This window comes from Bartonella sp. AA81SXKL, assembly GCF_042196945.1.
Classification (GTDB): domain Bacteria; phylum Pseudomonadota; class Alphaproteobacteria; order Rhizobiales; family Rhizobiaceae; genus Bartonella.
This window is the reverse complement of the sequence record NZ_JBHIRH010000002.1, coordinates 243,620-257,362: the sequence shown is the minus strand read 5'-3', so window position 1 is coordinate 257,362 and position 13,743 is coordinate 243,620. Positions and strand designations below refer to the sequence as shown.

Here is a 13,743-nt window from a genome sequence, read left to right as displayed (position 1 = left end):
ACTATTCCCCTATCTTATGATTTATGGCTTGTATAATATTACCCTGCTTACCCCCATCCGCTGGAAATATCAAACGGATCATCGCACCACGACCTTCATAAAAACTCTCCGGTGCATCATGAAGCTCCATGAAACCACCGTGATCTTCAATAACTTTGCGCACAATAGCTAACCCCAGCCCTGTTCCTTTTTCCCGCGTTGTTATATAGGGTTCTAATAACTTTTGTCTTTGCTCTTTAGGAAGTCCTTTCCCGTTATCAACAACATCCACAACCACCCATTCTTCCTGACGATAAGAACGGATAAGAATATGACCGTGAATATTTTCCTCTCGCATAACTGAATCTATGGATTCGCTCGCGTTTTTGATAACATTGCAAAAAGCCTGTACAATGAGACGGTTATCAAATGCACCCATAAGTGGTAGAGTTCCTAAATCTTGCTCAAAATGAATATCATGTCGCGTCACTTCTATCAAGAAACATGCTTCGCGCAACAATTCTCGTATATCTAAAATATGCATTTTTGGTTTGGGCATACGTGCAAAAGAGGAAAACTCATCAACCATACGCCCAATATCTCCAACCTGCCGAATAATTGTGTCAATACACCGCTCAAAGACCTCTCTATCTTGTGTAATAGCTTTGTTATAACGTTTACGAATGCGTTCAGCGGATAACTGAATAGGTGTAAGAGGATTTTTAATTTCGTGTGCAATACGCCGCGCAATATCCGCCCACGCCGCTGTACGTTGCGCTGCAACAAGGTCTGTAATATCATCAATTGTTAGAACCCAAGATTGCCCTTGTCCATCATCCTCCTCCATCGTAACTTGGACATTACAGACACGCTCTTTTCCTGCAACGTTTAAAGTGACCTGCTCACGATGGTTTTTACGATCCAATGAACGCACAAACTGAAAAACCTGCCAAATTTCAGCGCTTAAAGATAAAAGACTTTTTCCAACAACGTGCTCTGAGCGAATATCAAACATCGCTTCAATAGACCGATTGATAATGGTGATATCACCATTATCATCTATACCTGCTACTCCCGCTGTTACACCCGATAACACAGCTTCAGAAAAACGCCGTCTTTCATCAATTTGATCACGCACTGCAATCAATTCATTACGCCGACTTTTTAATTCACTGACCATGTAATTAAAAGTTTTGGATAATTGCCCAATATCTCCATCTTTTGCTCGTACTGGCACGAAAATTTCCATATTTCCAGAAGCAACATCATCGGCAGCACTAATGAGAAGACGAATAGGACGTACTAAGCGATCAGCAACAGCAATAGCAGCCCAAATGGCTGATAAGAATAAACTAAAAAAAAGACACAAATAAAGCATACCAAATGCAATCTGTGTCAGCAGGCGATTTTCATTTAAATCACGATAACGATCTGTATTAACTTCTGTCAAACGCAAAGCAGATAAAACACCTTTATCAACGTCACGCACCAAATATAAAAATGTGTTTGGAATATTGGTAAATTTTAAAATAATACCAAAATAATCATGAACGCCTGGTTGAAAAGAAAAAGGTCTCGCACTGGTTGCACGTTCAATAAGATGGGAAGGAGGAATTGGCAGTTTATCTTCATCACCAAGAGCACTCGATACAAAAATAGCTCCGCTAGAACTTAACAAAAATGCACCACGCAAATTGCGTCCTAGAGCATGACGCGTCAATTGCATCCTATATTCAGCTGGATTACGTTCTAAGAGTTTTTTGTTATCAAGTGCAAATGCCATCGCGTAGGATAAATTTTTTAAATTTTGAAGCATTTCATCTGCATAAGCATTTGCTAAATCAATAGAAGAGCCCACAATTTGCCGCGTTGTTGTATCAAACCATCGATCAAGTCCCAAATTTAGTGCTGGACCCGATACAAGAGCTACAGCAACAGCTGGCATTGTCGCAACAAGTGCAAACAATGAAATAAGGCGCACATGAAGACGCGATCCTGCACGCCTTGAACGCCAAGCACGAATGATCGGTATCATCTCATAAAAAACGATGACAATAAGCCCTAAAACCCAAAAACTATTAATTCCTATAAGAATAAGGGTTACTGTTCTACTGGGAACAACAGGAGTTAATCCAATAAGAATAATAAATGAAACAGAGGCCGTAAGTAAAGCCAATACAATAATTGTAATCCCTAAAAAAATATATACCTTACTTAAACGATACAACTCATCGTTATAAGTATTTTTATCTATGTCTTGAAGATTCGTCACAGATGTTATATTCGTCATGAGCTTACATACCCTTATCCCATTATTCTCATATAACCTTTTGTAGCAAAAATTGACAATACTAATACTACATTTAAAATAGAGCAAATATAGTCAACGAGAAAAAACTTCTACATTTTGCAAAATATCTTTAAAATAGACTGTGTTCGACGATACTTTACGAAGGAAATGAGATGCGATTAACAAAACAAACAAATTATGCTCTTCGAATGCTCATGTATTGTGCAGATAATCAGGGAACTCTCAGTCGTGTTCCAGAAATCGCTAAAGCATATGCCGTTTCAGAGCTTTTTTTATTTAAAATCCTTCAGCTGCTTGTTCAAGAAGGTTTTATACAAACAGTGCGTGGACGCAATGGTGGAGTTAGATTGGCTAAACCCGCAGCAGAGATTTCAGTCGCGGATGTTGTGAAAGTAACAGAAGACAACTTTTCCCTCGCAGAATGCTTCGATACTGCAGAACCAACTTGCCCCTTGTTTGATTTTTGTGGTTTAAATACCGCACTTCAAAAAGCATTAAATGCTTTTTTTGAGGTATTATCCGTGATATCCCTTGCTGATCTACAACAACCATCCTTTCAAAATCATTTTAAAATTAATGACAAAAAAGCAAACTAAGATTATAATACAAGGAGATTAAGTATTTCTATTGCAGCAATAATATTAGCCGCTGGACGGGGTGAAAGAGCAGGATCTCCCCATAAAATTCCAAAACAATATCGGCTTCTAGGACAAAAGCCAATTATTTATCATACCGTGCATTGTTTTTTGCAGCATCCAGCTATCACAACAATTATTCTTGTTATTCATCCAGAAGATCGCCAAATCTGTGAACAAGCTATTGACGATTTTAAAGAGCGCCTTATTATCGTTGAAGGAGGCAATACACGTCAAATCTCTACCTTATATGGACTTCATGCACTCAAAAAATTTGCCCCCCAATATGTGCATATTCATGATGGTGCACGCCCTTTTATCGAAAACAAGCTTCTTAATAACATTCACAACACTATCACGCCTCAAGAAGGTGTTCTTCCTGTTCTGCCCATCTCTGATACCCTTAAACGTATAAATAATCAGCATATTTTAGAAACAATTCCCCGTACCCATCTTTATAGTGCACAAACTCCACAGTGTTTTCCCTTTGAACATATCTTAGCGGCCCATAAACAAGCAAAACAAGCTTGCAAACAAGAATTCACTGACGATTCTGCAATTGCCGAATGGTTTGGAATTCCTATGCGTGCCATTCCTGGGGATCCTAACAACATAAAAATTACATGGCATGAAGATTTTAATACTGCACATTTATATCTCCAAAAGAAAATGCAAATGTTTCCTGATATCCGCACCGGCAATGGTTATGATGTTCACTCTTTCGAGGATGGTGATTTTCTTATTTTATGTGGTATAAAAATCCCTTTTCATAAAAAATTAAATGGACACTCCGATGCGGATGTTGCTCTTCATGCGCTAACAGATGCCCTGCTCGCTACGCGAGGTGCTGGAGATATTGGCACACATTTCCCTCCCTCTGATCCTCAATGGAAAAATGTATCATCAGAAATTTTTCTCCGTCATGCTCTTGATATTATTAAACAAGCAGGTGGACGTATTGCCAATGTTGATATCACAATTATCGCTGAAAATCCTAAAATTGGTCCCTATCGTCATGCCATGACAGAAAATCTTATGACAATACTTGCAATGACACCTGATCGAATCTCTATCAAAGCAACAACAAATGAAAGGCTTGGATTTATTGGTCGTGGTGAAGGAATTGCTGCTCTTGCAACAGCGAGCGTTCTTTATTCAGGAGAACTTCCCCAATGACATATCTTTGTGAAAAACAAGCACATGAAGTCCTTAATACCTTTCGCCAAAAAGGTTTGCTGTTAACAACTGTAGAGTCTTGTACAGGGGGACTCATTGCTGCATGCCTCACAAATATAGCAGGATCATCAGATGTTCTCGATTGTGGATTTGTTGTTTATTCAAATGAATCTAAAACACGCCTTGTTGGCGTTTGTGCTGAACTTATAAAAACCTATGGTGCCGTTTCAAAAGAAGTTGCTCTTGCAATGGCTGAGGGTGGATTAAAACATTCACAAGCTGACATTGCAGTTTCTGTAACAGGAATTGCTGGTCCAGGAGGTGCAAGTCTTGATAAACCTGTAGGACTTGTGCATTGCGCAGTAGCTTATAAAAACCACTCCCCCCTGCACAAAGAAATGCACTTTGCTCATCTTAATCGCAATGCTATCCGCCATGCAACTGTTGAAAATGCTTTTAAAATGATTCTGGAATTGCTTCACTGAATTCCCCATACTAATTTCAAAATTCTTTATTCTCCATCGAGTCTATAATCGTCAACATCTTGAAAAAATTTTATTGTATCACAACTTGAAAATGAACGATCTGACTAGCGTAAAATTATCTCACTTTAGTCCTGTGTAGGTTGAATTAATCAAATTTATTCACTTACACGCCACAAGAGAAAAAACTGTATAAATAAAATGATTAATGAAAGGAAAACTTGTACCTCTCTCTCAAGTGCTAAGAGCTGGTACAACATCTTGAGAGATGGCAAATAAATGATACAGGAGAACTTCTTCATAAGTGTACAGATGTAGATTTTATATACTTTTACGAGAATCTATACTATTTATTATGAGCACTATTATGAAATGGGTATGACGCAAGCATGTTCTATTTGGGCGTTTTGTTTAACGAGTGTGCATCTATTAAAAAAGAGAGAAACAAAAGCATGAAGCTGTGCATCATCTTCATCATTTAAAATGATATTCCCTCAATATGCTTTTGAAAGCTGAATTAAAAACAAATAGTAAAGATGGAAACCGGTTTTCACCTTCACGCTGTTTAAGCAATACGTATTGTTAAAAAATAACAGAATAGACTATGTTACCGTAGAGCCATAAATCTGATGCGCACGCTTCTCAAAAGCCTCAGTAAATTTACGAAACGCAATATCAAACATTGAGCCCATCACTAATCCAAGCGTTTTACTTTTAAATTCATAATCAATAAAAAACTCTACATTACATGCATTGGTATTTTCAATATCATGAAAGGCCCAACGATTTTCAAGATATTTGAATGGACCATCAATATATTTAACTTCTATAAGACTTTTTTCCGGCTGAAGAAATACTTGAGTCGTAAAAGTTTCACGAATAATCTTATAGCCAACGGTCATATCCGCAAGAAGCAATATTTTTTTTCCATATTCTTTTCGAGAACGTATTATTAAAGACTCACACATTGGTAAAAATTCAGGATAACGCTCAATATCTGAAACCAGATCAAACATTTCACTGGCACTATGGGTGATCTGCCGATGTATTGTAAAAATCGGCATAATTATCTCTGTAAGGAAAATTTTTCATCACGCGCTTTTTGCAAAATGGCAAAATCATCTCCAGCATGATGAGATGAACGCGTTAGAGGATTGGAGGACATATGTAAAAATCCTTTTACTTTACCAATCTTGGCAAAAGACTCAAATTCTTCAGGAGGCACAAAACGAACAACTGGATGATGTTTTCGTGTAGGCTGCAAATATTGTCCAATTGTCATAAAGTCAACATCAGCAGCGCGCAAATCATCCATCAATTGCAAAACTTCATTTCGCTCCTCCCCGAGGCCAACCATAATTCCCGATTTTGTAAAAATTGTTGGATCAAGTTCTTTAACACGTTGTAACAAACGAATTGAATGAAAATAACGTGCCCCTGGACGGACCTTCAAATATTTAGAAGGAACTGTTTCTAAGTTATGATTAAAAACATCAGGCTTAGCAGCAACAACAACTTCTAAAGCGCCATCCTTATGACGAAAATCAGGTGTAAGAACTTCAATTGTTGTTTTAGGAGTTTTTTGACGAATCGCATAAATAACTTTTGCAAAATGCTCAGCACCACCATCAGCAAGATCATCACGATCAACAGATGTAATGACAACATGTTTTAATTCCATCCGTGCAACAGCATCAGCGACACGTTCTGGCTCATTATCATCAACGGCAAGTGGAATACCTGTTGCAACGTTACAAAAAGCACAAGCACGCGTACATATTTCACCTAAAATCATAAAGCTAGCATGCCTCTGGCTCCAACATTCGCCAATATTAGGACAACCAGCTTCTTCACATACAGTCACTAACTTATGCGTACGTACAATACCATGTGTTTCCTTATAAATTGGTGATGTTGGCGCTTTTACACGAATCCAATCTGGCTTTTTTTGAACGCTTGTATCAGGACGATGTGCCTTTTCAGGATGACGCAATCGTCTATTTGCAACTCTATCAACAACCGTAACCATTTAAGCCTTTGCCTTATAAATACGAAGTAACAATCAAAAATATAAAATTTTTCATACAATCCAGTCATCAAGCGTTTAAAACTTGACCATAAGCATCCAATACACTTTCTTTCATCATTTCCGATAAGGTCGGATGTGGAAAGACAGTATGCATTAATTCTTCTTCTGTTGTTTCAAGATTCATAGCAATAACAAAACCCTGTATCAATTCTGTTACCTCAGCCCCTACCATATGGGTCCCGAGAAGCTGTCCTGTTTTTTTATCAAAAATCGTTTTTACTAACCCCTGATCTTCACCCAAAGCAATCGCCTTACCATTCGCAGCAAAAGAATAACGACCAATACGTATATCATAACCTGCTTCTTTTGCAGCCGCTTCTGAAAGCCCTACAGAGGCAACCTGTGGTGTACAATATGTACACCCTGGAATTTTTCTTTTATCAAGCGGATGAGCGCTTTTCAAACCTGCAAGATGCTCAATACATATCACACCTTCTTCTTCTGCTTTATGGGCCAACATAGGAGGGCCTGCTACATCACCAATAGCATAAATACCTTCCACCCCCGTCCAACTCCATTCATCAGTTACAATGCAGCCGCTATCGGTTTTTATTCCCAAAGCTTCTAAACCAAGATTCTCAATATTACCTTGCACCCCAACAGCGGAAATCAACCGGTTAACAGTCATTGACTCTATTTTACCTTGAACATCAATATGTACACTTACAGAATCGGAAGATTTTTCAACCTTTGTTACTTTTGCTTGACGAAGAATGCGTAAACCTTTTTTCTCTAACTGTTTACGAGCAAACGTTGAAATTTCAATATCTTCAGCAGGCATGATATGGGGCATCATTTCAACAACAGTTACTGTCGCCCCCATATCATGATAAAAAGAAGCAAATTCAATGCCAATAGCCCCAGACCCTATAACCAAAAGCGATTTTGGCATTGCTGGCGGTATCATAGCTTCAAAATAAGTCCAAATGAGTTTTCCATCTGGCTCAATACCAGGAAGGACACGAGGACGTGCGCCCGTTGCAATAATGATATGCTTTGCTTGATAAGTTCCCTCCCCTAACGTCCCTTTAGGGACTGGATTTTGCGGTTGCATAATCGGTTTGGAGGATGAAGAAACCATAATTTCCGCAGGAAGGCTTCCCTTTGCTTCTTTAGTAAGCTTTGCTTCACCCCAGATAATATCAATTTTGTTTTTTTTCATTAAAAAACCAACACCAGCATTTAAACGTGCTGAAACACCCCGTGAACGTGCCACAACATCTTTGATGTTTGCCTCAATTGAACCATTAATTTTTAATCCATAATTTATCGCATGTTCAGCAAAATGTTTCATTTCCGCTGAACGTAGAAGGGACTTTGTTGGAATACATCCCCAATTTAAACAGATCCCTCCCAAATGTTCACGTTCAACAATCGCAGTCTTAAAGCCACATTGTGCTGCACGAATTGCGGTTACATATCCGCCTGGACCTGATCCAATCACAATTACATCATAAAGATTTACCACAGTAATTCCTCCATGGATATATATAAAATGGATATGCATTTTTTGAACTTAAGTCTGTAAAACAACATGAGAGAATTATCTTATGTCTTTTGCTTTAAGCTTCACGCAAATGCTTTATCCAAACCAGAAATAGCAATAACATTGCTCTTTAAACTCTTTAAATTTGTTTCTATTCTCTTAACACGCTTTCTCACAATTTACGTGAAGAACTGTTAAACAGTTCAAACCAACATTGCTAATGGATTTTCAATCATCTTCTTAAAAGTCCGCGCGAGCTCTGCTGCTAAAGCACCATCGACAGCACGATGATCCGCAGAAAGCGTAACTGACATAACTGTCGCAACAACTAATGCACCATTTTTAACAACGGCGCGTTGCTCCCCTGCACCAATCGCAAAAATCGTCGCATGCGGTGGATTAAGAATAGCCGAAAAACTTTTTATACCATACATCCCCATATTTGATACAGCTGTTGTTCCACCCTGATATTCTTCCATTTTTAACTTGCCCTCGCGCGCACGCTTTGCAAAATCCTTCATCTCTTTGGAAATAAGTGATAACGGCTTTTCCTCTGCATGGCGAATAATCGGTGTAATTAATCCATTGGGAATAGAAACAGCAACCCCAACATCACAATGTTTATGATGAAGCATCCCGCCTTCAAGCCAAGAAACATTCGCATCAGGAACCGCTTTCAAAGAAAGTGCGACAGCTTTGATCACCATATCATTAACAGAAAGCTTATAAGTAGGCTGAGTTTCTTCCTGCCCCTTAACCATTGGAGCAGCAGCATTCAGTTGTGTACGCAGTGCTAATAGCGCATCAAGTTCACAATCTACCGTTACATAGAAATGTGGGACTCTCTGTTTTGATTCCACCAAACGTGTCGCGATTGTTTTACGCATATTATTATGGGGAGCGAAGCTATATTCATCCTCTTTGAAGAGTTTCAATATCTGTTTGTCCGAAGCACCTGTAGCTATTAGCTCCCCTATCGGTGAGGAATAAGACACTTTAGACATATCGCTGCTCACAGCTTTTTCTACATCGCGCTTAATAATACGCCCATGCGGACCACTTCCAGAAATAAGGGATAAATCAAGACCTGCCTGAGATGCTAATCGCCGCGCTAAGGGAGAGGCAAAAAGACGAGCTTCCTTTTTATCTTGCTGTATTAATTGCCCAGTTGATGATTCATGAGACATTTTTATTCCCTTTGAGTCCGTCTGTTTCAGAGAATCTGTCTGTTTGATGCCCTCTGGTTTTTGTCTTGTAGAAGAAGAGATTTCTTCTGTAACTTTTGCAGCTTCAGCTAAATCTTCACCTTCTTCTGCTAAAACAACAATTAAAGCATTTACTTTAACGCCTTGTGTTCCAGCAGGAACAACAATTTTAGCAACCCTACCTTCATCAACGGCTTCGACTTCCATTGTCGCTTTATCCGTCTCAATCTCAGCAATAACATCACCAGAGGAAACCTTATCTCCCTCCTTAATATTCCATTTTGTTAAATTTCCCTCTTCCATCGTAGGGGAAAGCGCTGGCATTGTAATTTTAATGGGCATTATGCTTTCCTCCGTTATGCTCTGTATGTCACAGCCTTAACGGCCTCAATAATTTCAGCAGTATTAGGCAAAGCCAACTTCTCAAGATTAGCGGCATAAGGCATCGGAACATCTTTGCCAGAAATCGTAGCAATTGGCGCATCAAGATAGTCAAAAGCCTGCTGCATAACACGCGTTGCTATTTCAGTTCCCACAGATGACTGAGGAAATCCCTCTTCAATTGTTACCAAACGACCTGTTTTTTTAACTGACGAAAGAATTGTTGGAAAATCCATCGGGCGAATGGTTCGTAAATCAATCAATTCAACATCAATACCAAGTTTTTCAATTTCTGGTAACGCTTGAACAGCATAATGCATCCCAATTCCACATGCAACAATCGTCACATCTTGTCCAGACTTATGAATACGTGCCTTACCAATAGGCAAAAGAAAATCATCCAGTTGAGGAACATCAAATTGATGCCCATACAAAATCTCATTTTCAAGGAAAATAACAGGATTATCATCACGAATAGCAGCTTTCAGCAAACCTTTTGCATCTGCAGCACTATAAGGCATGACAACTTTCAGACCTGGTACATGACTATACCATGCAGCATAACATTGAGAATGTTGAGCACCAACACGGGCAGCCGCGCCATTGGGACCTCGGAAAACCATAGGAGCGGTCATTTGTCCACCAGACATATAACGTGTTTTGGCTGCTGAGTTAATAATTTGGTCCATCGCCTGCATCGCAAAATTAAATGTCATAAACTCAACAATGGGACGTAACCCACCAAAAGCAGCCCCGACAGCCAGCCCAGCAAAGCCGTGCTCTGTAATTGGGGTATCAATAACTCGGCGTTCTCCGAATTCTTCCAACAAACCTTGACTAACCTTATAAGCACCTTGATATTGCGCGACCTCTTCCCCCATAAGAAAAACTGTTTCATCACGCCGCATTTCTTCAGCCAAAGCCTGATTAAGCGCTTCACGTACTGTCATCGTAACCATTTGGGTTCCCGCTGGAATATCAAAATTAGGAGATATATCAAAAGTAGGAGCAGCCTGCGGAACTGACGAAGCCAGAGAAAGAGGAGATTCCTTAGTTTTTTGTGCTGTATCAATAGGTTGCGAAATATCCTCAGCACGCTCACCTTCTTCTAACAAAATCGCAATAACAGTGTTAACCTTTACGCCTTCTGAACCTTCAGGCACAAAAATCTTACCAAGAGTACCTTCATCAACGGCCTCTACTTCCATTGTAGCCTTATCCGTTTCAATTTCAGCAATAACATCGCCAGAGCTAACCTTATCACCTTCTTTCTTGAGCCATTTAGACAGTTTACCTTCTTCCATAGTTGGTGAAAGCGCCGGCATCAAAATATCAATAGACATACTTGCTTCCCTCGCATCAAACTAAAATATCAGTATAGAGCTCAGAAGCATCTGGCTCTTGATCACTTTGTGCAAAATCTACCGCATCAGCAACAATTGCACGGACCTCTTTCTCAATAGATTTTAAATCGTCTTCGCTCGCCCAATTTTTTTTAAGAATCCGACTTTTTACTTGATCAATCGGATCGTGCTCCTCTTTTATTTTTTGGACTTCTTCCTTTGAACGATATTTTGCTGGGTCAGACATGGAATGACCACGATAGCGATAGGTCTGCATATCAAGAATGATCGGTCCTTTACCTGAGCGTGCCCAAGAAATTGCTTCATCAGCAGCTCCTTTTACTGATCGAACATCCATACCATCAACAACAATACCTGGAATTTCAAAAGAAAGACCACGTCGGGAAAAATCAGTTTCTGCAGATGCACGTGAAACTGACGTTCCCATAGCATACTGATTGTTTTCAATAATATAAACAACAGGAAGCTTCCAAAGTGAAGCCATATTAAAACTCTCGTAAACCTGCCCCTGATTTGCAGCACCATCACCAAAATAAACCAATGTCACATTATCTTTACCAAGGTACTGATTCGAAAATGCCAAACCTGAACCAATGGGAACCTGCGCACCAACAATACCATGTCCCCCATAAAAGTTCTTTTCTTTAGAGAACATATGCATCGAGCCACCTTTCCCTTTAGAAAAGCCCCCTTGACGTCCCGTTAATTCTGCCATAACACCACGCGGACTCATCCCAACCGCTAACATATGTCCATGATCACGGTAAGACGTAATAACCTGATCACCTTCTTTTGCCGCTTTCAATGTTCCTATAACAACGGCTTCCTGACCAATATAAAGGTGACAAAATCCCCCTATAAGCCCCATACCATAAAGTTGTCCTGCTTTTTCTTCAAAACGGCGAATTAAAAGCATTTCACGATAAGCATCAATTTCTTCTTCTTTTGTAAAATCTGCTATTGGTGCTTTCTTTGTGGTGCTTGATAATGCAGTGCGCGCCGCCGACGCAGAATTTTTTTTAAGTCGTTCTGCCATATTAAACTCCCTTTTATGATTATTTAGGAATAACCTTTACGAACAAAAGTTACAAGCCTTATCAATCGGCTTAAACAATATCATTGCTGATTGTTGTTTAAATTAAGCGATTTTTCATTTACCTTTAGTATCATTTCAAGGTATTAAGATTGTCAGTTCATTTGACTTAGAGAAGTTCAAGTTCTTTCGGACATACTCATCCAACATATCTTTTTCTATATGCCCGTTGCGTAAAAGAGAAATACGCTTTTCCATGAATATCCGCTCAGCTTCTATTTTATGAAGCTCCTTTTCTAATTCGCTAATATGCTGATTAACTTCACTGCGTGAATACAATCCATACTCACCATGATAAATGTGATAACTGAAATAGCTTAAGACTCCCACCGTCATAAGAGGTAGTACAAAGCGTACTTTGATTGATCGACGTTTCTGCTTTGTCCACATAAAATAGCACAGTCTTTACAGCACAAATTTCTTAATATTTTGCCCAACTATGCATGATTTTGATTAATACCTCATTACCAAATCTACACTAAATAATTTGTTATTTTCAATTTATCCCCCTTAATACAATCAAAGTAAGCTGAATGACCTACTTTTTATATTATAAATATTGGATATCCTCTAATTTGTAGCTTTTTCCTAAAATTTCCTATTAAAATAAAGATAAAATCAACGGTATCCCCTATGCTTGGTGGTTTTTTCCTAACCAATTCCAATCCTCAAATTGATAACGCTTATCATCACCTCCCAAAACGAGATAACCCCCTTGATTTTGAACCATAATTTCACCCTTCATCCTTACCCACGCTCCTTATGTGTTATTCATAAAGAGATTATTTCTAATTTGATAATATGCGGATTAACCTCACGGTGTAAATACAATTTATAGCAGCCGTAATAAACGTGAAATTAGGATAGTTTGGAGCCTCCAATAATCTAATGCTATCCACTGCTATAAGCAGAAAAACAATGCACGCCTTAATTAATTTGCGTCTTTGCTTTACCCGTATAAAATAGCATTGTCTTTTTCAATACTTTTACTTAGCTGTACATGTTTTTTAATATCTCATATTAAATAAATATAGTACAATAATTTTGCATGATGCAACTTAATTATTTATAAAAATAAAAAGCGAACTGAATTACTTTCTCTTTATTATAAAATTTTTAAAAATCTGTAATCTGATTCCCATCTTTATCCGTAAATCTTCCTCCAAGAATGACTATAAAATCAACAACTGCCCAAATTCCGGTAATTATCAATCCAAACAATGATAAAGATAGAACCAGCATTAAAGCACCAGTCCTAACTTTACCAACCATAAAACGATGGACACCAAAGATACCTGCACACCAACAAAGGAGTGCGAACATTATCTTTGAGTTCTCTGTACCTGGTCTCAACAATGGAAAAACAGAACTGACACCCCCCCCTTCACAGACAAAATCAACAGCATTACCAATCCTTGGTGGATTCTTTCCCAACCAATCCCAAGTCGCAAACTGATAACGTTTACCATCATCACCCGAAACGAGATAAGTTCCTTGATCTTGACTAATAATTATACCTCTCATCTTAATCCCTATAAATTT

The 13,743-nt window shown here is 38.7% G+C and carries 12 protein-coding genes; 3 read left to right on the top strand and 9 right to left on the bottom strand.

The annotated features are described in order from the left end of the window. Position 1: 1 nt before the first annotated feature. Complete coding sequence (locus tag ACFINZ_RS02325; protein ID WP_375631782.1) at positions 2 to 2,269, bottom strand: ATP-binding protein; 2,268 nt, start codon at positions 2,267 to 2,269, stop codon at positions 2 to 4. A gap of 173 nt (positions 2,270 to 2,442) precedes the next feature. Between ACFINZ_RS02325 and rirA the strand changes: the two genes are divergently transcribed. From rirA to ACFINZ_RS02310, 3 genes are read left to right on the top strand one after another with little or no spacing between them, the layout of a single operon-like run. Beyond that, complete coding sequence (gene rirA, locus ACFINZ_RS02320; RefSeq protein ID WP_375701142.1) at positions 2,443 to 2,886, top strand: iron-responsive transcriptional regulator RirA; 444 nt, start codon at positions 2,443 to 2,445, stop codon at positions 2,884 to 2,886. A 24-nt stretch (positions 2,887 to 2,910) separates the two neighbouring features. Then, complete coding sequence (locus ACFINZ_RS02315) at positions 2,911 to 4,101, top strand: bifunctional 2-C-methyl-D-erythritol 4-phosphate cytidylyltransferase/2-C-methyl-D-erythritol 2,4-cyclodiphosphate synthase (protein WP_375636316.1); 1,191 nt, start codon at positions 2,911 to 2,913, stop codon at positions 4,099 to 4,101. After that, positions 4,098 to 4,586 carry a CinA family protein gene (locus tag ACFINZ_RS02310; RefSeq protein ID WP_375628982.1) on the top strand — a complete coding sequence of 163 codons (489 nt, stop codon included), beginning with the start codon at positions 4,098 to 4,100 and terminating at the stop codon, positions 4,584 to 4,586. The genes ACFINZ_RS02315 and ACFINZ_RS02310 overlap by 4 nt, the downstream gene beginning before the upstream one ends. Positions 4,587 to 5,185: 599 nt before the next feature. Here the strand turns inward: ACFINZ_RS02310 and ACFINZ_RS02305 are convergent. From ACFINZ_RS02305 to ACFINZ_RS02270, 8 genes are all read right to left on the bottom strand, one after another. After that, positions 5,186 to 5,647, bottom strand: coding sequence for a type II toxin-antitoxin system RatA family toxin (locus ACFINZ_RS02305; RefSeq protein WP_273791149.1), 462 nt, complete (start codon positions 5,645 to 5,647; stop codon positions 5,186 to 5,188). 2 nt (positions 5,648 to 5,649) lie between these two features. Beyond that, positions 5,650 to 6,612, bottom strand: coding sequence for a lipoyl synthase (lipA, locus tag ACFINZ_RS02300; RefSeq protein WP_375633075.1), 963 nt, complete (start codon positions 6,610 to 6,612; stop codon positions 5,650 to 5,652). Between the two features lie 67 nt (positions 6,613 to 6,679). Continuing rightward, positions 6,680 to 8,140 (bottom strand): dihydrolipoyl dehydrogenase, encoded by a 1,461-nt coding sequence (lpdA, locus tag ACFINZ_RS02295; protein WP_375701141.1) that lies wholly within the window; start codon positions 8,138 to 8,140, stop codon positions 6,680 to 6,682. Between the two features lie 221 nt (positions 8,141 to 8,361). Beyond that, positions 8,362 to 9,705: a pyruvate dehydrogenase complex dihydrolipoamide acetyltransferase gene (locus ACFINZ_RS02290; protein ID WP_375633079.1), complete on the bottom strand. Its 1,344-nt coding sequence runs from the start codon at positions 9,703 to 9,705 to the stop codon at positions 8,362 to 8,364. A 14-nt stretch (positions 9,706 to 9,719) separates the two neighbouring features. Then, positions 9,720 to 11,087: a pyruvate dehydrogenase complex E1 component subunit beta gene (locus tag ACFINZ_RS02285; protein ID WP_375634083.1), complete on the bottom strand. Its 1,368-nt coding sequence runs from the start codon at positions 11,085 to 11,087 to the stop codon at positions 9,720 to 9,722. A gap of 16 nt (positions 11,088 to 11,103) precedes the next feature. Further along, the gene (gene pdhA / locus ACFINZ_RS02280) at positions 11,104 to 12,144 is read right to left on the bottom strand and encodes a pyruvate dehydrogenase (acetyl-transferring) E1 component subunit alpha (RefSeq protein WP_273791144.1); all 1,041 of its coding nucleotides are present in this window, start codon (positions 12,142 to 12,144) and stop codon (positions 11,104 to 11,106) included. A 135-nt stretch (positions 12,145 to 12,279) separates the two neighbouring features. Then, positions 12,280 to 12,591 (bottom strand): septum formation initiator family protein, encoded by a 312-nt coding sequence (locus tag ACFINZ_RS02275; RefSeq protein WP_375617692.1) that lies wholly within the window; start codon positions 12,589 to 12,591, stop codon positions 12,280 to 12,282. Positions 12,592 to 13,317: 726 nt separating this feature from the next. Continuing rightward, the gene (locus tag ACFINZ_RS02270; RefSeq protein ID WP_375633083.1) at positions 13,318 to 13,725 is read right to left on the bottom strand and encodes a TM2 domain-containing protein; all 408 of its coding nucleotides are present in this window, start codon (positions 13,723 to 13,725) and stop codon (positions 13,318 to 13,320) included. Between the last annotated feature and the right edge of the window lie 18 nt (positions 13,726 to 13,743).